The organism is Variovorax xiamenensis, from assembly GCF_050916385.1.
In the GTDB taxonomy this organism is placed as follows: Bacteria; Pseudomonadota; Gammaproteobacteria; order Burkholderiales; family Burkholderiaceae_C; genus Variovorax.
The window spans coordinates 7,155,888-7,176,522 of record NZ_CP139038.1 but is presented as its reverse complement, the minus strand read 5'-3'; the positions used below and the strand labels follow the sequence as shown (position 1 = coordinate 7,176,522).

Genomic DNA, 20,635 nt, shown 5'->3' with positions numbered 1-20,635 from the left:
CTTAAGCCGAAAGTGGCACGCCACTTTCGAATTGGCAACGTGACAAATTACTTGATACGCGCCGTCCGTTTGGGGAGCAATGCGGGGCCGACCCCCTGCACGCCCACCAGGCCGAGCACGGTGACGAGCGAATTCTGCGCGCCTTTCCATGCATCTGTCATGTCAATGGACTCGTTCAGCGAATGGAATCCCGAGGCTTTGCCGCCGCCGCCGATGATGATGGCCGGGATGCCCATCGAGATCGGCACGTTGGCGTCGGTGCTGCCGCCGCGCAGCAGCGTCTTGTGGCCGAAGGCGGCGTTCGAGCGGATCGCGGCCTCCACGATCACCGAGTCTGGCGGCGTGCGCCCGCCCGGCCGGTCGCCGATGAGCCTGGTGCTCGCGCTCAGCGTGCTGACGTTCCAGCGCTTGTTCTCCTCGACCACGGCTTCGTCGATGGCGGCGAGGATCTTCTTTTCGGTCTCCAGCAGCGATGCCATGTCGTCAGAACGGATGTCGATGGCCATGCGCGCGTCCGGCGCGATGGTGTTGACCGAGGTGCCGCCGCCCACGGTGCCGACGGTGAAGGTCGTCTTCGGAAAGCTCGGCGTGCGGATGTCGGCGATCTTCGCGATGGCGCGCCCCATGCCGTGGATGGCGCTCGGCACCTGGCCGAAGGCGCCGAAGCTGTGACCGCCCGGCCCCTGGAACGTGACCTCGTGGCGATGGCTCGCGGTGCCCAGCACCAGCACCGAGCCCGGCGCCGAAGGCTCGAGCCCCACCATGCCGTCGATGTCGAGGTGGTCGCGGAAGATCGCCTTCATGCCGCGCAGGTTGCCGAGCTCTTCCTCGCCGACATTGGCGACGAACATCAGGTCGCCCACCGTCTGCACCTTGTTGTCGTTCAGCACCTTGAGCCACGACAGCAGCACTGCGAGCCCGCGCGTGTCGTCGGCGATGCCCGGCGCGTGGAGGCGGCCGTCGCGCTCCCTGACCTTCACGTCGGTGCCGGCCGGGAACACGGTGTCGAGGTGGGCCGAGATCAGCAGCTTCGGGCCGCCGCCGGTGCCCTTGCGCAGGCCGATCACGTTGCCCTCCGCGTCGATCTTCGCGTGCGTCAGCCCGAAGGCCTTCATGCGCGCGAGAAAGGCTTCGGCGCGCTTCTGCTCCTTGAAGGGCGGGGCCTCGATCTCGGTGAGCATCTTGAGGTCCTCGACCGAGCGGTCATGGTCGGCCTTGACCGCCTCCAGCAGCTTCTGGATGGCGGGCGCGGCCATCAGCTGGGTGAAGGCCCGGTCGATCTCGGGGCTGACTTGCGCAGGCGTCGGGGCGACGGCCTGGCTCTGGGCGAGTGCGCCTTGCGTGGCGCACAGCAGCGCGGCGAGGACGAGAGGGGCGAGGCGCAGCGGGCCGGGGAGCTTGGACATGGGCGCAAAAGTCCTTCTTTTGTCTTAAAGAGGTAACGATTGTTTCCTAGCCGTTCCGCGTGCGCGTCGCGGAAAACACCCACCTGGGACGCCGGCCCCGGGGCCTGTCGGCCTAATCTTTGTCTAGAGGCCGGCCAGGGACACCAGCGCGGCCAGCGCCGCCGTCTCGGCACGCAGTACGCGCGAGCCCAGGGTGACGGGAGCGAAGCCGCGGGCGATGGCCTGCTGCTCCTCGCTGGCGCTCAGCCCGCCTTCGGGGCCGCTCAGCACGGTCACGCCCTGCCCGCCCGGCGAGATGGCTGCGAGGCTGCGGGTGCCCTCGGCAAGGCTCAGCACCAGGCGCACGGCCGGATCGCCGGGGCCGTCCTGGGTCTCGAGCCAGCTGGCGAAGGACTGCACCGGATGGATCACCGGCACGCGGTTGCGCCCGCATTGCTCGCAGGCCGCGACCGCGATGGCTTCCCAGTGCGCCCGCTTCTTCTCGGCGCGCTCGCCCACCAGGCGCAATACGCCGTGGGCGGTGGCCAGCGGCTGGATGCTCGCCACGCCGAGCTCGGTGGCCTTCTCGACCAGCCAGTCCATGCGCTCGTTGGCCGGCATGCCGACCGCAAGGTGCACGGCGCGCGGCGCCTCGCGCTCCACCGCGAGGTGCGCGCCGACCGTCACCGCGACGTCGCTGCGGCCCATGCGCTCGACCGTGGCCGCGTACTCGCCGCCCGCGCCGTCGAACAGCGTGAGCGCGTCGCCGGGCTGCATCCGCAGCACCTGCACATGGCGCGCGGCGCCGGCCGGCAACGCCAGGCTGGCGCCGGCGCTCAGCGGCACGGAACAGTGAAAACGCGGCATGCTCTGAAATCGATAGCTGCGAACGACCGTTGCGCGGGCGTCACAGGGTGGTGCTTTTTCAGTTTCTCTTCAGACACGGCCGTAGGCGTAGCCCGTGATGGCCGAGGTGCCCTCGATCTCGTCGATCACGCGCAGCAGCGGCGTCAGCTCGGTATAGCGGCTGGCGGTGGCGCGGATGTACGCAATGAATCGCGGCGTGTCGGCCAGGTACCTGGGCTTGCCGTCGCGCAGCGTGAGGCGCGCGAAGATGCCGGCCACCTTCAGGTGGCGCTGCAAGCCCATCCACTCGACCGCGCGATAGAAGGCGCCGAAGTCCTCGTCGACCGGCAGACCGGCCTTGCGCGCGGCCTGCCAGTAGCGGATGGTGACGTCGAGCACGAACTCCTCGTCCCAGCTCAGGAAGGCATCGCGCATCAGGCTGGCGATGTCGTAGGTGATGGGGCCGTACACCGCGTCCTGGAAGTCGAGGACACCGAGCGATGCACTGCCGCCGACCATCAGGTTGCGGGGCATGAAGTCGCGGTGCACATAGACGCTGGGCGATGCAAGGTTGCTCTCGACGATCAGCTTGAAGCTGCGGTCGAGCCGCTCCTTCAGCTTGCCTTCCACGGCGATGCCGCGGTGGCGGTCGATGTACCACTCGGGGAAGAGGCCCAGTTCGCGCTCCAGCAGGGCCCTGTCGTAGGGCGGCAGCACGCCTGGCCTGGAGGACAGCTGCCAGCGGATCAGCGCGTCGATGGCCTCGTCGTACAGCGGGCGGGCGGCATCGGGGCGGGCCGGATCGATCACGTCCAGCATGGTCTGGCGGCCCAGGTCGTCCAGCAGCAGGAAGCCGTGGGGCTTGTCCCACTCGAGCACCGTGGGGGCGAGCACGCCGGCGGTGGCCATGAGCCCGGCCACCTGCACGAAGGGGGCGCTGTTTTCCTTGTCCGGCGGGGCGTCCATCACGATGCGCGTGGGGGCGGCCGCTTCGGTGGTGTCGAGCCGGAAGTAGCGGCGAAAGCTCGCGTCGGCCGAGGCGAGGCGCACCGTGTCGGGCAGCAGCTTGTGGGTGGGCGCGACCGCGGCCAGCCAGGTCCGGAACGCTTCGGCCCGCTGTGGATCCGTCCAGGCAATGGTCTCGGCGGGGCTTGGGGCCAATGCGGCCGGGGGCGGGGGTGCTGTCATGGATAATCGATTCTACAAATCCGCCTGGCGCGGCAATCCCCCTTGGCCGGCTTCCGGCCGATGCGGATCGCCTCCGGCCCCTGCAACCCGCCGGCCTGCCGCGCCGTCCCCGACGACATTTCGTTCCGAACCGATGCCTACGACCCAACGCCCTCACGCTTGGCACCTTGTGCGCTCGCAGCTCTCCATGGGAGAGTCGCCGGCTTTCCTCGGAACGGCCGGGCGGGAGGCCTGATGAGCCGACGTCGTGTCGCCCCGCGTCCGCGGCGCCCGGGCCCGCCGCCGCTGCCACTGGCCGTCCTGTCGCTGGCACTGATGCACGTGCACGGCGCGTCCGCGCAGACCGCCGGCAACGTCGACGCTCCGCTCACGCTGAAGCGCACGCCGCTGCTGACCGAAACCCTGACGCCCGCCGACCGCGGCCAGATGCCCAGCCTGGTCACCGGCGACCGCATCTCCGGCCGGCCCGACCTGGAGACCGTGGTCGAAGGCAACGCCACGCTGCGCCGCGGCGCCGTGTCCATCACCGCCGACCGGCTCGAGTACTACCAGCCCGACGACCGCGCCAAGGCCACCGGCAACGTGCGGGTCAACCAGGCCGGCAACGTGTATGAAGGCCCCGAGCTGCAGCTCAAGCTCGAGACCTTCGAGGGCTTCTTCAACAACGTGCGCTACAAGTTCCTCGCGAACGAGGCGCACGGCGAGGCCAAGCGCATCGACTTCGTCGACGCCAACGTGTCGATCGCCCGCGAGGCCACCTACACCACCTGCCGCCGCGAGGACTTCCCCGGCTGGATGCCCGCCTGGCTGCTGACCGCCGCCTCGATCACCACCGACACCGAGGAGAACGAGGGCGTGGCCAAGAACGCGCGCCTGAGCTTCATGGGCATCACCACGCCGCCCATTCCGAGCGTGAGCTTCCCGCTGTCGAACGATCGCAAGAGCGGCCTGCTGCCGCCCACCATCGGCATCGACAACACCAACGGCCTCGAGATCGCGCAGCCGTACTACTGGAACATCGCGCCCAACCGCGACGCCACGTTCACGCCGACGATCATGAGCAAGCGCGGCGTCAACTTCGGCAACGAGTTCCGCTACCTCGAGAAGGAATACAAGGGAACCATCCGCTTCGACCTGATGGGCAGCGACCGGCTCGTGGGCGACCGCTACAACGAGCTGCGCGCCAGCCAGCTGCAGCAGTTGGCCAACGGGCAGATCACGGCCAGCAGCCTGACCCCGCCGCCCGGCAACACGCGGCGCTGGGGCTTGTGGCTCACCCACCACCAGGACTTCGACGCCAAGGCGCTGGGCCTCGATTCGCTGTCGGCCAACATCACCATCAACCGGGTGAGCGACAACGACTACTGGCGCGACTTCACGCGCACGCCCTCGCTCGCGCAGCGCCAGCTGCCGAACGACGCATCGCTGAACTGGAGCAAGGGCGACTGGAGCGGCATGATCCGCACGCTGAAGTACCAGAACCTGCAGTACAACCTGTCGCCGATCGTGCCCGCGTACGACCGGATGCCGCAGATCACGGCCAACTACAACAAGTACGACTGGCACGGCTTCGACGTTGCGCTGAACCTGGACTACACGCGCTTTCGCGTGAACAGGCTCTCCTCGACCCAGCTCGGCTACGACGTCACCCAGCAGTCGCAGCCCGACGGCGACCGCGCCATGGCCGTCGCCACGATCAGCCGGCCGTTCATCACGCCGAGCACGTACGTCATTCCCAAGCTGATCCTGAACGGGGCCTCGTACAACTACTACCTGCCGCAGGCGGACATCCCGAAGCTCACGGTCAACGGCGTCCAGTACGTCAATGGTCAGGTCTACAACCCGAGCTCGCTGTACTTCTTCCCGACTTCCAGCAACCGGGTGGTGCCGACCTTCAGCCTCGACAGCGGCCTGACCTTCGAGCGCGACGCCAGCTATTTCGGCCGCGCCTTCCGCCAGACGCTGGAGCCGCGCGCGTACTACGTCTACACGCCGTACCGCAACCAGAGCATGCTGCCGAACTACGACTCGGCGGCCAACGACTTCAGCTTCGCGACGATCTACACCGAGAACGCGTTCTCGGGCGGCGACCGCATCTCGGACACCAACGCGCTCACGCTGGGCGTGACCTCCCGCCTGATCGATCCGGACACCGGCGTCGAGGCCGCGCGCTTCGGCATCGCGCAGCGGCTGCGCTTCAGCGACCAGAAGGTCACGCTGCCGGGCGGCACGCCGGTGACCGACCGCGCGAGCGACCTGCTGCTGGGCGCCACCATCAACTGGACGCCCAAGTGGAGCCTGGACACCCTGGTCCAGTACAACCCCGACACCCGCAGGTCGGAGCGCTCGGCCATCAGCGCGCGCTACAACCCCGAGCCGTACCACAACCTGAGCGCGGCCTTCCGCTACCAGGCGCCCACCACCCCGACGGCGACCGACGGCAACAAGTCGATCGACGTGGGCTGGCAGTGGCCGCTCAACGACCTGTGGGGCGACAAGGGCAAGAACCTGGGCCCCGGCAAGGGCCAGGGCGGCGGACGCTGGTATGCGGTCGGCCGGCTCAACTACAGCCTGCAGGACAAGAAACTCACGGACGGCGTGCTCGGCTTCGAGTACGACGGCTGCTGCTGGATCGGGCGCGTGGTGATGCAGCGCATCACCACCGGCCAGGTGACGGCGAACACCCGCATCATGTTCCAGCTCGAATTCGTCGGCTTCTCCAGCATCGGCTCGAGCCCCATGCAGACCCTGCGGCAGAACATCCAGCGCTACGAACCCCTGCGCCAACCGGGCGAAGCGCCGAGCCGCTTCACCAATTACGACTGAGACGACTGACTGAGCGACGCCATGAAACACATCCGTTCCATCATCACCATGGGCTGCCTCGCGGCAATCGCCGCCACGGCGGGGGCGCAGGGCTATCGTCCCGGTACCGGCATCACGGACATCATGCGCGCCGGGCCGCGCCTGGGGCCGCCGGCGGCGCGTCCGTCCACCCCGCCATCCTCGGCGCCGGTGCAGCGTTCGGCCGAATTCATCGTCGCGCTGGTCAACTCGGAGCCCATCACCAACACCGACGTGCAGTCGCGCGTGACGCGGCTCATCAAGGAGAACCCCGACGCCGAGCGCGTGCCCCGCGGTGAACTCACGCGGCTCGTGCTGGAGCGGCTGATCACCGAACGTGCCCAGCTGCAGCTCGCGAAGGAAAACGGCATCAAGGTCGACGACGTGGCCATCGACCAGGCCGAGCAGACCGTGGCGCGCCAGAACGAGATCAGCCTGGTCGAGCTGCGCCGCCGCGTGGCCGCCGAAGGCATCGCCCAGCAGGACTTCCGCAACGACCTGCGCGACCAGCTGCTGCTCACGCGCCTGCGTGACCGCGAAGTCGAGTCGAAGGTCAAGGTCAGCGATGCCGAGGCCGACGAATACCTGCGCGACCAGCGCAACCAGTCCGTGAAGAACGCGGCGCTGGAAAACCTCAACCTCGCGCAGGTGCTGGTGGCCGTTCCCGAGAACGCTACCGACGCGCAGGTGGCCACGGCCCAGAAGAAGGCGCAGGACATCGCCCAGCGCGCCCGTTCCGGCGAAGACTTCGCCAAGCTGGTGCGCGAGAACTCCGATTCGCCCGACCGCGCCAACGGCGGCGCCATCGGCATGCGCAGCGCCGACCGCTATCCGTCGCTGTTCGTCGAGGCCACGCAGTCGACCGCCGTGAACGGCATCGCCGGCCCGGTGCGCTCCAGCGCCGGCTTCCACGTGCTCAAGGTGCTGGCCAAGGCCCAGATCGGCTCGGGCGACGTCACCGTCACCCAGACGCAGGTGCGTCACATCCTGCTGCTCAACGATCCCAAGCGCACCACGGCGCAGGCGGTTGCGCAGCTGGCCGAATTCAAGCGCCGCATCCAGGCAGGCACGGCCGACTTCGCCAGCCTCGCCCGCGACAACTCGCAGGACGGCAGCGCCAAGCAGGGCGGCGACCTCGGCTGGTCGCGCCCGGGCCAGTTCGTGCCCGAGTTCGAGGAAGCCATGGACCGGCTCTCGCCGGGCCAGATCAGCGATCCCATCGTGTCGCGCTTCGGCGTGCACCTGATCCAGGTGGTGGGCCGCCGCGATTCCAAGCTCAGCCAGTCGGAGCAGCGCGAAGCCGCGCGCGCCGCATTGCGCGAGCAGCGCGTGGAAGAGGCCTTCACCACCTGGGTGCAGGAAGTGCGCGCGCGCGCCTACGTCGAATACCGCGACCCTCCCCAATCCTGACCTGATGGCGCAGCACATCGCGAGGAAGCGGTTCGGGCAGCACTTCCTGTCCGACGGCGGGATCATCGATTCGATCGTGCGCGAGATCGCGCCGCAGCCCGGCGACGCCATGGTCGAGATCGGACCGGGGCTCGCTGCGCTGACGCAGCCGCTGGTGGAGCGGCTGGGCCGGCTCACCGTGATCGAGCTCGACCGCGACCTGGCGAAGCGCCTGCGCGAGCATCCGCAGCTCGACGTGATCGAGTCCGACGTGCTGAAAGTCGATTTCGCGCAGCTGGCCGCGAAGTTTCCGGCCGACAAGCCGCTGCGCGTGGTGGGCAACCTGCCCTACAACATCTCCACGCCCATCCTGTTCCATCTGCTGGGCTACGCCCACCTGGTCGCCGACCAGCACTTCATGCTGCAGAAGGAAGTGATCGACCGCATGGTGGCCAGGCCCGCCACCTCCGACTACAGCCGCCTGAGCGTGATGCTGCAGTGGCGCTACGAGATGGAGAACGTGCTGTTCGTGCCGCCCGAGAGCTTCGACCCGCCTCCGCGGGTGGACAGCGCCGTGGTGCGGATGGTGCCGCTGGCGGCGCCGCCGGCCGTCGATGCACAGCGCCTGGGCGAGATCGTGCAGGTCGCCTTCAGCCAGCGCCGCAAGCTGCTGCGCCATACGCTGGGCAAGTGGCTGCAGGAGAAGGGCTTTTCCGGCGACTTCGACACCCAGCGGCGGGCCGAGGAAGTGCCGGTGGCCGACTACGTGGCGCTGGCCCAGGCCGTGCCCCAATGAAAAAAGCGCGCCATCGGCGCGCTTTTTGTTTGTCGGCGAGTTGCCTGGCAGGCTTGCCGCTCAGGCGGCGGCGAGCCAGTAACCTGCGTTGAAGGGGCTGCTCATGCGCAGCGCCAGCGGCGACACGTCGACCAGTTTGTCGGTCGGCATTTTTTCGCCGGCCGGCTCGGTGCTGGCGGCGGCCGCTGCGGTTGCGGCGGTGTTGTTGACGTCGATGCCATCGAGGGTTTCAGCGTTCGGCTGAGCCTCGTTCGCCCGTTCTGCTTGGCTGGTGGATGCAGAACGGGCTACAGAAAAGAATAGAAGCACCGGAACGGGACCTTGCGGTCGCCCCAGTAGTCCGAGGCGTCGCGGAAGATGTCGAGCAGTTGCTCGCGGGCTTCCTTGTCGAACTTGGCGTTGGCGGGGATCTGCTCCAGCACGATGACGAATCCCGGCTGCGGGCCCGATTTATGCAACGGGTCGGTCATGCAGTCGTACAGCGCGTCGAAGTTCTTCCCGAAGTGGGCCGGGAACGTGAACTGCTGCGCGATCAGGTCGAGCACGTCCTGCTTGGTCTGGGCGTTGCCCAGGTTGGCGTACAGGAAGTGCTGGCCGGCCGCGTTGGCCGCGTCCTGCAGGTCGTTCACGCGGAACGCGCGGATCGATTGCACGATGTTCGGGCGTACGGCACGAAGGGATAAGGTCATCTCCGCTGGTCTTTCCATAGTCATCATCATTTCTTCGGGGCGCTTCGAGGCGCCGCTCAGGTCGTTTTCATCGCTCATGGCGCAATCCGTCTGAAGCTCGCGTAGTGGTCCGCGGTGTACCAGCAGGCCTCGGGCGCGGTGCGCTGTTCGCCGCCGCAGACGATCCGCTGCGCTCCTCGGTTGCGCGAGCCGGGCGTCGTTACCGTGTATTCACGGTAGTGGCCGCGGCGGGCCGGCGGCAATAGACGTTCGCGATTGCCGAACACCGTGCCGTCCTTGTCATACCGGAAGGGGCCGCCATTGAGGATGGCCTGGTAGGTCCGCTGGCCCTGCACCGGCAGATCGGCCAGTGCAACCGTTTCCTCGGAGGACGTTTTTCCGGCGCCGAACCATCCGCGGGCCTCGGCCCCCGTCGTCAACGCCACCAGCATCAGACTGGTGAGCGCAAACTTTGTGACAGAGGACGTGATCGAGGCGTAAGCCGCCATGGGGCACCACAAGAAAAGAGCGGGGGGTCGAATCGGCGATCAACGTCGGGGTTAACCCGCAAATTCAAGCCCGCGAGTGTGCACCACGCTGGCGAAAATAGCAAGCGACTGCCCAAAGTTTGAGCAGTCGCGAGGGTATCGAATGGCTTTTCAAGTTGGCGGCCACTCTCGCCAGATGGCTTATCTCTCGGCGTTTGCGTCGGCCACTGTCAAGGCTGTCATGTTCACGATGCGCCGAACAGTCGCGCTCGCCGTGAGAATGTGCACAGGTTTGGCCGCGCCCAGCAGAACCGGGCCGATGGCGATGTTGCCGCCCGCCGCCGTCTTGAGCAGGTTGTAGGAAATGTTGGCCGCGTCGATGTTCGGGAAAACCAGCAGATTGGCGTCGCCCGCCAGCGCGCTGTGCGGCATGACGACGGCGCGCTGCTTGCTGTCCAGCGCCACGTCGCCGTGCATTTCGCCGTCCACCTCGAGCCAGGGCGCCTGCACGCGCAGCAGGTCGAGCGTCCTGCGCATCTTGATGGCGCTGGGGCCGTTGCTGGTGCCGAAGTTGGAGTGCGACAGCAGCGCCGCCTTCGGCTTCAGGCCGAAGCGCATCATTTCCTCGGCCGCCATGGTGGTGATCTCGGCCAGTTCCTCGGGCGAGGGGTCGTAGTTGACGTGCGTGTCGACCAGGAAGACCTGGCGGTCGGGCAGCAGCAGGCCGTTCATGCAGGCGTACACCGGCACGTCCTGCGGGGTGCTTTCGCAGCCGCCGGGGCGCTTGCCGATCACCTGGTCGATGTAGTGCAGGTGGTTGGCGGTGGTGCCCCAGGTGCCGCAGATCAGGCCGTCGACCTCGCCCTTGTGCAGCAGCATCGAGCCGATCAGCGTCAGGCGCCGGCGCATCTCGATCTTGGCGACCTGCACCGTCACGCCCTTGCGCTCGGTCATGCGGTGGTAGGTCTGCCAGAACTCGCGGTAGCGGTGGTCCTGCTCGACGTTGACCACGTCGTAGTCCAGTTCTTCCTTCAGGCGCAGGCCGAATTTCTCGATGCGCTGGGCGATGATGGCCGGCCGGCCGATCAGCGTCGGGCGCGCGACGCCTTCGTCCACCACGATCTGGGCGGCGCGCAGCACGCGTTCTTCCTCGCCCTCCGAATAGGCCACGCGCTTCTTGCTCGCGCGCCTGGCGGCTTCGAAGATGGGCTTCATCGTGGTGCCCGAGGCGTAGACGAAGCTCTGCAGCTTGTCGCGGTAGGCGTCCATGTCCTTGATGGGACGCTGCGCCACGCCGCTTTCCTCCGCCGCCTTGGCCACGGCCGGCGCGATCTTCATCATCAGGCGCGGGTCGAAGGGCTTCGGAATCAGATATTCGGGGCCGAAGCTCAGCTTTTCACCGACGTAGGCGGCGGCCACGCGCTCGCTCTGCTCGGCCTGCGCCAGGTCGGCAATGGCGTGCACCGCGGCGATCTCCATCTCGTCGGTGATCGTCGTCGCGCCGCAGTCCAGGGCGCCGCGGAAGATGTACGGGAAGCACAGGACGTTGTTGACCTGGTTCGGGTAGTCGGTGCGGCCGGTGGCCATGATCACGTCGTCGCGCACCGCGTGGGCGTCTTCCGGCGCGATCTCGGGGTTGGGGTTGGCCAGCGCGAAGATCACGGGGCGCTTGGCCATCTTCGCCACCATGGCTGGCTTGAGCACGCCGCCGGCCGACAGGCCCAGGAACACGTCGGCGCCCTCGATCACCTCGGCGAGCGTGCGGGCGTCGGTCTTCTGCATGAACAGGCGCTTGTCGTCGTCCATCAGCTCGGTGCGGCCTTCGTAGACCACGCCGGCCAGGTCGGTGACGAACACGTTCTCGCGCTTCAGGCCGACCTTCAGCAGCAGGTTCAGGCAGGCCAGCGCCGCGGCGCCCGCGCCCGAGGCGACCAGCTTGACCTCTTCGATCTTCTTGCCCGCGACCTTCAGGCCGTTGACCATGGCGGCGGCCACCGTGATGGCCGTGCCGTGCTGGTCGTCGTGGAACACCGGGATCTTCATGCGCTTGCGCAGCTCGCGCTCGACGTAGAAGCAGTCGGGGGCCTTGATGTCTTCCAGGTTGACGGCGCCGAAGGTGGGCTCCAGCGACGCGATGATGTCCACCAGCTTGGCGGGGTCCTTCTCGTCGATCTCGATGTCGAACACGTCGACGCCCGCGAACTTCTTGAAGAGAACGCCCTTGCCTTCCATCACCGGCTTGGAAGCCAGCGGGCCGATGTCGCCCAGGCCCAGCACGGCGGTGCCGTTGCTGATGACGGCCACGAGGTTGCCGCGGGAGGTGTACTTGAAGGCGTTGGCAGGGTCCTTGACGATCTCCTCGCAGGGAGCCGCCACGCCGGGCGAGTAGGCCAGCGACAGGTCGCGCTGGTTGACCATCTGCTTCGTCGCCGCGATGGCGATCTTGCCGGGAACGGGAAACTCGTGGTACTCGAGGGCGGCACGGCGCAGTTCTGCGCGTTTGTCTTCGGGCGTGGGAGTCGATGAGGTCGAGGGGGTCGAATCTGACATGTGCCGTAGCTCCTGGTGGCGCTTCTTCTGGGGGCGCCGATTGTAGACCTCGCGCATGACGCCATACGCCGCATGGCCAGTGGGCCCCATGACCAATAGCACGGGTGTTTCTCAATGCCGGTGTGGCAATATGCACAGTTCGGACAAAACCTGAAAAAACCTGACGAGGAGCGACCGATCATGGCCCTGATGGATTTCATCAAGAAGCAGTTCATCGACATCATCCAGTGGACCGAGACGGGCGACGGCACGCTCGCCTGGCGCTTCCCGATGGCGGAGATGGAAATCCAGAACGGCGCCTCGCTCACCGTTCGCGAGTCGCAGGTCGCCGTCTTCGTCAACGAAGGCAAGGTGGCCGACGTCTTCGGCCCCGGCATGTACAAGCTCACGACGCAGACGCTGCCCGTGCTCACGTACCTGAAGAACTGGGACAAGCTCTTCGAGTCCCCCTTCAAGAGCGACGTCTACTTCTTCAGCACCCGCCAGCAGGTCGACCAGAAGTGGGGCACGCCCCAGCCGATCACCATCCGCGACAAGGACTTCGGCGCCGTGCGCCTGCGGGCATTCGGCAACTACTCCTTCCGCATCGGCGACGCCAAGGCCTTCCACACCGAGATCTCCGGCACGCGCGACATCTATTCCGTGGCCGACCTCGACGGCCAGCTGCGCGGCCTGGTGCTGCAGAACATCAGCAACGCCATCGCCTCCAGCGGCGTGCCCTTCCTCGACCTTGCGGCCAACCAGATCCAGTTCGCACAGGCGCTCGCCGCGCAGCTGGTGCCCGAGTTCGAGAAGATCGGCATCAAGCTCGAGAACATCACCGTCCAGAACGTCTCGCTGCCCGAAGAGCTGCAGAAGATCCTCGACCAGAAGATCGGCATGGGCATGGTCGGCAACGACATGGGCAAGTTCATGCAGTACCAGACGGCGCAGGCCATTCCGAAGTTCGCCGAGGGCGCTGCCGCCGGCGGCAGCGGCATCGCGGGCGACGCGATGGGCCTGGGTGCCGGCGTGGCGCTCGGCCAGGTGCTGGCGCAGAACCTCGCGCAGGGCCTGAGCCCCAACGCGGCGGCAGCCGCCGCGGCGCAGCAGCAGCAACCCGCGGTGGCCGTGGTGAGCGCCGCCGACGTGATGACCACGCTCGAGAAGCTGGGCGAACTCAAGACGAAGGGCATCCTCACGCAGGAAGAGTTCGACGCCAAGAAGGCCGAACTGCTCAAGAAGCTGGTCTGACGCGGCGCCATGTTCCGCATAGCGCCTGACGCCTCTTCGACGGGCGTCGGAAGCCTCATTGGCTTGAAAGACTCGTGGCCGCCGGTGCCATGGCTGATGAGACGCCATGGCTGAGGAAACCGGCAACCAACGCTACTACCGAGCGCCCTGCCCCGGCTGCGGGGCGCCGGTCGAATTCCGCTCGGCGCAATCGACGCACGCGGTCTGTCCCTACTGCCAGAGCACCGTCGTGCGCCAGGGCGAGACGCTCGCGCGCACCGGCAAGATGGCGGAGCTGTTCGACGACTTCAGCCCGCTCCAGTTGTTCGCCGCCGGCCGCATCCAGGACAAGCCCTTCACGCTGATCGGCCGGCTGCAGTACACCTACCCCGGCGGGCGCTGGACCGAATGGATCGCGTCGCTCGACGGCGACCGCACCGGCATCCTCAGCGAGGACAACGGCGCCTACGTCTTTGCCCTGCCCTTCGATTTGCAGCGCACCGCGCCGCCGCCGGTCGACCTGCGCGTGGGCGCCACCAGCGCCTTCGCCGGCCAGAGCTACACCGTCACCTCGAACGAGCAGGTCGCGCTGACCTCGGCCCAGGGCGAACTGCCGCACCTGCCGGAGCTGGGCCGCCAGTTCGCGATGGTCGAGCTGCGCAACGACCGCGGGCTGGTGCTCAGCATCGACTACGGCACCGCGAAGCCCAGCGCCTACCTCGGCCGCTCGGTGCAGCTCGAGGACCTGCAGCTCACCGGCCTGCGCGCCGAGTCCGCCAAGGACGAAAAAGGCCGCAGCTTCAACTGCCCCAACTGCGGCTCGCCCGTCACCGTCAACCTGGCGGACAGCAAGAGCATCACCTGCGGCTCGTGCAACAGCATCATCGACCTGTCGCAGGGCATCGGCGGCGAGCTGAAGCACGCCACGCAGGACGAACCCGTGCGACCGCTCATCGCGCTGGGCACCATGGGCCAGCTGCAGGGCGCGCAGTGGCAGGTGGTGGGCTTCCAGCACCGCATGGGCAGCGAGCCCGGCGACGACGAGCAGTTCGGCTGGGACGAATACCTGCTCTACAACAAGAAGCGCGGCTTCAGCTTCCTGGTGGACGCCGAGGACGGCTGGAGCATGGTCAAGCCGACCACCGGCGCGCCGGTGATGGCCGAGAACGGCAGCAGCGCCACCTACCTCGGCAAGCGCTACCAGCAGCAGTACGCCTACAACGCCGAGACCACCTACGTGGCGGGCGAGTTCTACTGGCAGGTCGAGCGCGGCCAGAAGACCTTCAACCGCGACTTCGCCAATGGCGGCGCGCTGCTGTCGATGGAGCGTTCGACCAACGAGCTCACCTGGTCGTCCGGCACCAAGATCGACAGCGGCGCAGTGGCCACCGCCTTCAAGCTCGACGCGCGCAAGGACATGTTCAAGCGCGCCGACGCGCTGCCCGTGAGCGCCGCCTCCGGGCTGGGCTGCGGCACCATCATCCTCATCATCGTCGTGATCATCATCCTGCTGATCATCCTGAGCACCTGCTCCAGCAGCGGCGGCGGATCGTCCGGCTATCGCAGCTCGGGCGGCTCGTATGGCGGCTATTCGAGTGGCGGCGGCCACAAATGACGGCGAAGATGCGCGCGATGGTCTTTCTAACTACTACGACTGGAGGTCCCCATGGGATTTGAATGGCTGAAACCGGGCGTGGTCCTCGGATCGCTCGTGTACGCGCTGATCGGCGTCGTGATCTTCTGGCTCTGCTTCCTGATCATCGACAAGATCACGCCCTACGACCTGTGGGGCGAGATCGTCGAGAAGCAGAACGTGGCGCTGGGCCTCGTCGTGGCGGCAATGAGCCTGGGCATCAGCATCATCGTGGCTGCTGCAATCCATTGAGCGACGCGGCCCTGCCCGCGCGCACCCCGGACGCGCGGGGGCCGCAACCGATCGAGATCGCGCTGCTCGCCAGCGTGTTCGTGGTCGCCGCCTGCGGACTCGTCTACGAGCTCACGGCGGCCGCGCTCAGCTCCTACCTGCTGGGCGACTCGGTGCTGCAGTTCAGCACCATCATCGGCACCTACCTGTTCGCGATGGGCGTGGGCTCCTGGCTCTCGCGCTACTTCGACCGCCAGCTGCCGGCGCACTTCCTTCGCATCGAACTGCTGGTGGCGCTGATCGGCGGCGCGCTGCCGGCGATCCTGTTCCTCGCCAACGCCTACGTGCCCGGTGCCTTCAGGCTGCTGCTGTACGGGCTGGTGATGGTCGTGGGCACGCTGGTGGGGCTCGAGATCCCGCTGGTGATGCGCATCCTGAAGCGCAACATCGTGCTCAAGAACCTGGTGTCGCAGGTGCTCACCTTCGACTACCTCGGCGCGCTGGCGGTGTCGGTCGCCTTCCCGCTGATCCTGGTGCCGCAACTGGGCATGATCCGCACCGGCCTGCTGTTCGGCATCATGAACGCGGCTGTGGCGGTGTGGGCACTGTGGCTCTTTCGCCATGAGCTGCGCCGCGTGGGCGCGCATGCCGTCGCCTGCTGTCTCGCGCTGGCCGCGCTGGTGGCGGCCTTCGTGGGCGCCAACCACATCACCACGCTGGCCGAGGACAAGTTCTACCAGGACCGCATCGTCTTCAGCGCCACCTCGCCCTACCAGCGCATCGTGGTCACGCGCGGGCTGCTGGGGCACCGGCTGTTCCTCAATGGCAACCTGCAGTTCGCCGAGCGCGACGAATATCGCTATCACGAGGCGCTGGTGCATCCGGTGATGGCGGCGCAGGGCGCGCCGAAGAAGGTCGCGGTGCTCGGCGGCGGCGACGGCATGGCGGTGCGCGAGATCCTCAAGTACCCCTCGGTCGAGTCGGTCACGCTGGTGGAGCTCGATCCGAACATGACGAAGCTCTTCACCGAGCACGAGACGCTGGCCGCGCTCAACGGACATTCGCTTTCCTCGCCGAAGGTGAAGATCGTCAACACGGACGCCTTCCAGTGGCTGCAGCAGCCTGGCGACATGTTCGACGTGATCGTGGTCGACTTTCCCGATCCGACCAACTTCGCCATCGGCAAGCTCTACACCAACAGCTTCTACTCGCTGCTCGAGAAGCGCCTGTCGGCCAGCGGCTACGCGGTGATCCAGACCACCTCGCCGCTGGTGGCGCGCAAGAGCTACTGGACCGTGGCGACCACCATCGAGTCGGTGGGCCTGCGCGCCACGCCGTACCACGCGCATGTGCCCAGCTTCGGCGAATGGGGCTACATCATCGCGAGCCGCCGGCCCTATCACATGCCCGACGCACTGCCGCCGGGCCTGCGTTTCCTTTCCCCGACCACGCTGCCGCTGATGTTCGACTTTCCGCTCGACATGGCGCGCGTGCCGGCCGAAGTGAACCGGCTGTCGAACCAGATCCTCGTCACCACCTACGAACAGGAGTGGGGCAAGGTCATGGCGCACTGAATGATGCACTCCCCCAGGCTTCGCGCACTTCGTGTCGCTTCGCCAACCCCCTCGCCGGGGGCAACACCTGCGGCCCGGCAGAGCCGGTTCCGCGGTGTTCCTGGAACACGCCGAACAGGCAGGTGCGGATGAGGCGGCGTGGATTTCTCGGGGCTGCGGCGGGGGCTGCGGGTGCGCTGGCGCTTGTAGGCTGCGAGGCGCCTGCGCCGCCCATTGAAGGCGGCTTCACCGGCATCGACGTCAATCGCGGCCACGCGATGCGCGATGGCGCTCTCGGGAGCAGGACGCCTGCCACGGTCAAGCGTACGCGCGTCGTCATCGCCGGCGGTGGCGTTGCAGGCCTCGCAGCCGCCCGCGCGCTGCGGCTCTCGGGCATCGACGACTTCGCGCTGCTCGAGCTGGAAGACACCGCGGGCGGCAACGCGCGCGGCGGCATGGTCAACGGCATCGCCTGTCCGCTCGGCGCGCACTACCTGCCGGTGCCGGGCGACGACGCGCGCGAGGTGCAGGATCTGCTCGAAGAGCTCGGTCTGCGCCGCCGCGTGGCGGGCCGCTGGGAATACGACGAGGTCACGCTCTGCCACAGCCCGCAGGAGCGCCTGTTCTTCAACGGCGAGTGGCAGGACGGCCTCTTGCCGGTGCACGGCGTCGGCGAGGCCACGCTCGCGCAGTACCGCAAGTTCGCGCAACGCATCGACGCGCTGCAGCACGCCGCGCACTTCGCGATTCCGACGCTCAAGGTCGCCATCACGCCCGAGCTGCTGGCGCTCGACGCCGTGAGCTTCGAGAGCTGGCTCGACACCGAGGGCTTCAGCGACGTGCAGCTGCGCTGGTACCTGGACTACTGCTGCCGCGACGACTATGGCGCGGGCATCGGTCAGGTCTCGGCCTGGGCCGGCATCCACTATTTCGCGAGCCGGCACGGCTTTCATGCGCCCGGCGATCCGACGGGCAGCGTCAACGACTCGAGCCCCGAGCGCGACGGCATCCTCACCTGGCCGGAGGGCAACGGCTGGCTCACGAAGCAGCTTGCCAGGCCGCTCGGCGAGCGCCTGCGCACCGGCAGCGTCGTCACGCGCATCGCCGAAGTGCGCGACGGCGTCGAGGTCGATGCGTGGGATGCGGCATCGAAATCCATCGTGCGCTGGCAGGCCGAGCGCTGCATCGTCGCGCTGCCCGTGTTCATCGCCGCGCGCGTGGTCCAGGACCCGCCCGAGGTGCTGAAGAACGCCGCGGCGCACGTTCGCTACGCGCCCTGGCTGGTGGCCAACATCCACCTGCGCGGCCCGCTGGCCGACCGCGTGGGCGCAGCGCCGAGCTGGGACAACGTGATCTACGGCACCAGGGGCCTCGGCTATGTCGACGCGCGCCACCAGACGCTGGACCCCACGCCGCGCGGCACAGTGCTGAGCTGGTACCGCCCGCTGGGCCCGAGCGGCTACGACACCGCCGACGGCCGCAAGCTGCTGCTGGAGCGCCCCTGGACCGGCTGGCGCGACGACCTGCTTGCCGAGCTGTCGGTGCCGCACCCCGACCTGCCCTCGCTGGTCTCGCGCATCGAGATCACGCGCTACGGGCACGCCATGTCCATCCCCAGGCCCGGCCTGCTGGCGCAGATCGGTTCGCCCGATGCTGCGCATCGCGGCAGCGTGGTGGCGGGGCGGCTGTCGTTCGCGCATGCGGACTGGTCGGGCTATTCGATCTTCGAAGAGGCGTTCACGCGCGGGCATGTCGCGGGAACGGACGCGGCGGCGGCATGAAGACGCTGGTGCTCGGCGGCTACGGCAACTTCGGCGCGCGCATCTGCCGCGCGCTGGCCGGCAGCCCCGGCATCGATCTGCTCGTGGCGGGGCGCGACGCGCAGCGTGCGACGGCCTTCGCCTCGTCGCTGGGTGGCACCGCGAGCGGCGTGCGCATCGACGTGCAGGCCGCCGATCTCGCCGGCACCCTGCGCGGCCTCGGCGTGGAACTGGTGATCCACACCGCCGGCCCCTTCCAGAACCAGGACTACCGCGTGCCGCAGGCCGTCGCGGCGGCGGGCGCGCACTACATCGACCTGGCCGACGGGCGGCGCTTCGTGTGCGACTTTCCTGCCGCGATGGATGAGGCCTTCCGCGCCTGCGGTCGCCTGGCGGTGAGCGGAGCCAGCACCGTGCCCGCGCTGTCGTCCGCCGTTGTCGACCATCTTGCAGACGGCTGGCAGGGCTTCCGCGGCATCGACATCTGCATCGCTCCGGCGCAGGGCGCGCCGCGCGGCGAGGCCACGCTGGCGGGCGTGCTCGCGTACTGCGGGGAGCCGATCCGCGTATGGCAAGAAGGCGGTTGGGTCGAGATGCCGGGCTGGGCCGATCCGGTGAAGGTGGAGTTTGCGCGCATGAAGCCACGCCGTGGCGCGCTCTGCGACATTCCCGACTTGGAGCTCTTTCCGGCGCGTTATGCCGGCGTGCGGTCGGTGATGTTCCGCGCCGCGCTCGAAGTCGGCCTGACGCAGCACGCCTTCGCCTTCCTGGCCTTCATGCGCCGCGCGGGTCTGCTGCCGGCGCCGCAGAAGCTGGCGCCCCTGCTGCATGCCACCGGCGGCGTGTTCGACGCGCTGGGCACGGCGCTGGGCGGCATGGTCGTGCGCGTCGAAGGCACCGATGCACAGGGACGGCCTGCACGCCGTGCCTGGCACATCGCCGCCGACGACAACCACGGGCCGGAAATCCCGTGCATGGCCGCGATCCTGCTGGCACGCCGGCTCGCGAACGAGGATTCAGCGCTGCCCGTTGGCGCGCATGCCTGCATGGGGCTGCTGGCCCTGCCTGAATTCGAGCCGGAGTTCGCGCGCTGGGGCATGGTGACCGATGTGGTCGAAGAAGAAAGCACGAGCCCCGCCGTCAGATGAACTGCCCCGCCGACGAGACCGATCGCCTGCTGCGCTACAGCCTCGTCGCCGTCTGGCTGATCACCGCCGTGGTCAGCCTCGTCGAACTGAACGGCCAGAGCCGCGACGTGCTGGCTGCCGCTGGCATCGCATCGCCGCAATGGCTGGTGCAGGGGCTGATCGTCGGCGGCGCGGCGGCCGATTTCGCGGTCGGCGTCGCGCTGTGGCGGTGGCCCGGTCGTGCCAGCTATGCGGCAGCCCTGGCGCTGATGCTCGTCATGACCTTGGTGGCGACGGTGCTGCAACCCGGCCTGTGGCTGCATCCGCTCGGCCCGCTGCTGAAAAACCTCCCCATCGCCGCCTTGCTGTGGCACCTGTTTCGTCGCGCCGCACCATGACATGAACACCTACCTCGTCCTCAAGTGGCTGCACATCGTCTCCAGCGTGCTGATGGTCGGCACGGGGCTGGGCTCGGCCTTCTACATGTTCTTCGCCAACCGCAGCGGCAGCGTGCCCGCGCAGGCGGTGGTGAGCCGGCTGGTGGTGCGCGCGGACTGGTGGTTCACGACACCCACCGTCATCCTGCAGCCGGCCACCGGCTTCGCGCTGGCGCACATGGCGGGCTTTCCGCTGTCCACGCCGTGGCTTGCGCTGTCGCTGGCGTTGTTCGTCTTCGCGGGCGCCTGCTGGCTGCCGGTGGTGTGGCTGCAGATCCGCATGGCGGCCATCGCGGCGCAGGCGCATCGCAATGCGGCGCCCTTGCCGTCGCTGTATGCGCGCTACCAGCGCTGGTGGGAACTGCTGGGCTATCCGGCCTTCGCGGCCATGGTGGTCGTGTTCTACCTGATGGTGACCAAGCCCCAGCTATGAGCCATTGAAATGAACTGATGAAAGAAGGCCCGGCGCGGGCCTGTGCGGTTTTCACGAAGACTTCACACACAGCGCGATTGCTTCACAGATGGCTC

18 protein-coding genes are annotated in these 20,635 nt (G+C 67.9%); 11 read left to right on the top strand and 7 right to left on the bottom strand.

The window, feature by feature from the left end; all coding sequences use genetic code 11:
* Positions 1 to 47: 47 nt before the first annotated feature.
* From SFB74_RS33115 to SFB74_RS33105, 3 genes are all read right to left on the bottom strand, one after another.
* Entirely contained in the window at positions 48 to 1,406 is a 1,359-nt protein-coding gene (locus tag SFB74_RS33115; protein ID WP_432728607.1) for a M20/M25/M40 family metallo-hydrolase, read from the bottom strand.
* 123 nt (positions 1,407 to 1,529) lie between these two features.
* Complete coding sequence (locus tag SFB74_RS33110) at positions 1,530 to 2,252, bottom strand: 16S rRNA (uracil(1498)-N(3))-methyltransferase (RefSeq protein ID WP_432728606.1); 723 nt, start codon at positions 2,250 to 2,252, stop codon at positions 1,530 to 1,532.
* Between the two features lie 69 nt (positions 2,253 to 2,321).
* On the bottom strand, positions 2,322 to 3,419 hold the full coding sequence (locus SFB74_RS33105; protein ID WP_432728605.1) for an aminoglycoside phosphotransferase family protein: 1,098 nt from the start codon (positions 3,417 to 3,419) through the stop codon (positions 2,322 to 2,324).
* A 234-nt stretch (positions 3,420 to 3,653) separates the two neighbouring features.
* Here SFB74_RS33105 and SFB74_RS33100 point away from each other — a divergent pair, with 234 nt between their 5' ends.
* Genes SFB74_RS33100 through rsmA form a run of 3 tightly spaced genes read left to right on the top strand, consistent with a single transcriptional unit; the run spans position 3,654 to position 8,448 of the window.
* The gene (locus SFB74_RS33100; RefSeq protein WP_432728604.1) at positions 3,654 to 6,245 is read left to right on the top strand and encodes an LPS-assembly protein LptD; all 2,592 of its coding nucleotides are present in this window, start codon (positions 3,654 to 3,656) and stop codon (positions 6,243 to 6,245) included.
* Between the two features lie 21 nt (positions 6,246 to 6,266).
* Positions 6,267 to 7,673 carry a peptidylprolyl isomerase gene (locus tag SFB74_RS33095; protein WP_432728603.1) on the top strand — a complete coding sequence of 469 codons (1,407 nt, stop codon included), beginning with the start codon at positions 6,267 to 6,269 and terminating at the stop codon, positions 7,671 to 7,673.
* A 4-nt stretch (positions 7,674 to 7,677) separates the two neighbouring features.
* On the top strand, positions 7,678 to 8,448 hold the full coding sequence (rsmA, locus tag SFB74_RS33090; RefSeq protein ID WP_432728602.1) for a 16S rRNA (adenine(1518)-N(6)/adenine(1519)-N(6))-dimethyltransferase RsmA: 771 nt from the start codon (positions 7,678 to 7,680) through the stop codon (positions 8,446 to 8,448).
* A 60-nt stretch (positions 8,449 to 8,508) separates the two neighbouring features.
* On the opposite strand, the gene SFB74_RS33085 is transcribed toward rsmA, so the two are convergent.
* The 4 genes from SFB74_RS33085 to SFB74_RS33070 all read right to left on the bottom strand — a co-directional run bounded on the left by SFB74_RS33085 (position 8,509) and on the right by SFB74_RS33070 (position 12,154).
* Positions 8,509 to 8,757: a hypothetical protein gene (locus tag SFB74_RS33085; RefSeq protein WP_143012506.1), complete on the bottom strand. Its 249-nt coding sequence runs from the start codon at positions 8,755 to 8,757 to the stop codon at positions 8,509 to 8,511.
* Positions 8,736 to 9,161: a barstar family protein gene (locus SFB74_RS33080; protein ID WP_086011111.1), complete on the bottom strand. Its 426-nt coding sequence runs from the start codon at positions 9,159 to 9,161 to the stop codon at positions 8,736 to 8,738. Before SFB74_RS33080 ends, SFB74_RS33085 begins: the two co-directional genes overlap by 22 nt.
* 50 nt (positions 9,162 to 9,211) lie before the next feature.
* Positions 9,212 to 9,625 (bottom strand): ribonuclease domain-containing protein, encoded by a 414-nt coding sequence (locus SFB74_RS33075; protein WP_432728601.1) that lies wholly within the window; start codon positions 9,623 to 9,625, stop codon positions 9,212 to 9,214.
* A 180-nt stretch (positions 9,626 to 9,805) separates the two neighbouring features.
* Positions 9,806 to 12,154 carry an NADP-dependent malic enzyme gene (locus tag SFB74_RS33070; protein WP_432728600.1) on the bottom strand — a complete coding sequence of 783 codons (2,349 nt, stop codon included), beginning with the start codon at positions 12,152 to 12,154 and terminating at the stop codon, positions 9,806 to 9,808.
* 180 nt (positions 12,155 to 12,334) lie between these two features.
* On the opposite strand from SFB74_RS33070, the gene SFB74_RS33065 reads away from it, so the two are divergent.
* The 8 genes from SFB74_RS33065 to SFB74_RS33030 all read left to right on the top strand — a co-directional run bounded on the left by SFB74_RS33065 (position 12,335) and on the right by SFB74_RS33030 (position 20,540).
* Positions 12,335 to 13,387 carry an SPFH domain-containing protein gene (locus SFB74_RS33065; protein ID WP_093195849.1) on the top strand — a complete coding sequence of 351 codons (1,053 nt, stop codon included), beginning with the start codon at positions 12,335 to 12,337 and terminating at the stop codon, positions 13,385 to 13,387.
* Between the two features lie 106 nt (positions 13,388 to 13,493).
* Positions 13,494 to 14,981: a DUF4178 domain-containing protein gene (locus SFB74_RS33060; RefSeq protein WP_432728599.1), complete on the top strand. Its 1,488-nt coding sequence runs from the start codon at positions 13,494 to 13,496 to the stop codon at positions 14,979 to 14,981.
* Positions 14,982 to 15,032: 51 nt separating this feature from the next.
* Complete coding sequence (locus tag SFB74_RS33055) at positions 15,033 to 15,251, top strand: DUF350 domain-containing protein (RefSeq protein WP_019653703.1); 219 nt, start codon at positions 15,033 to 15,035, stop codon at positions 15,249 to 15,251.
* Complete coding sequence (locus SFB74_RS33050; RefSeq protein WP_432728598.1) at positions 15,248 to 16,804, top strand: polyamine aminopropyltransferase; 1,557 nt, start codon at positions 15,248 to 15,250, stop codon at positions 16,802 to 16,804. The genes SFB74_RS33055 and SFB74_RS33050 overlap by 4 nt, the downstream gene beginning before the upstream one ends.
* 128 nt (positions 16,805 to 16,932) lie before the next feature.
* Positions 16,933 to 18,564, top strand: coding sequence for an FAD-dependent oxidoreductase (locus SFB74_RS33045; RefSeq protein WP_432728597.1), 1,632 nt, complete (start codon positions 16,933 to 16,935; stop codon positions 18,562 to 18,564).
* Positions 18,561 to 19,691 (top strand): saccharopine dehydrogenase family protein, encoded by a 1,131-nt coding sequence (locus SFB74_RS33040; protein ID WP_432728596.1) that lies wholly within the window; start codon positions 18,561 to 18,563, stop codon positions 19,689 to 19,691. Before SFB74_RS33045 ends, SFB74_RS33040 begins: the two co-directional genes overlap by 4 nt.
* The gene (locus SFB74_RS33035) at positions 19,688 to 20,068 is read left to right on the top strand and encodes a DoxX-like family protein (RefSeq protein WP_432728595.1); all 381 of its coding nucleotides are present in this window, start codon (positions 19,688 to 19,690) and stop codon (positions 20,066 to 20,068) included. The genes SFB74_RS33040 and SFB74_RS33035 overlap by 4 nt, the downstream gene beginning before the upstream one ends.
* Position 20,069: 1 nt before the next feature.
* Entirely contained in the window at positions 20,070 to 20,540 is a 471-nt protein-coding gene (locus SFB74_RS33030; protein ID WP_432728594.1) for a DUF2269 family protein, read from the top strand.
* Positions 20,541 to 20,635: the final 95 nt, after the last annotated feature.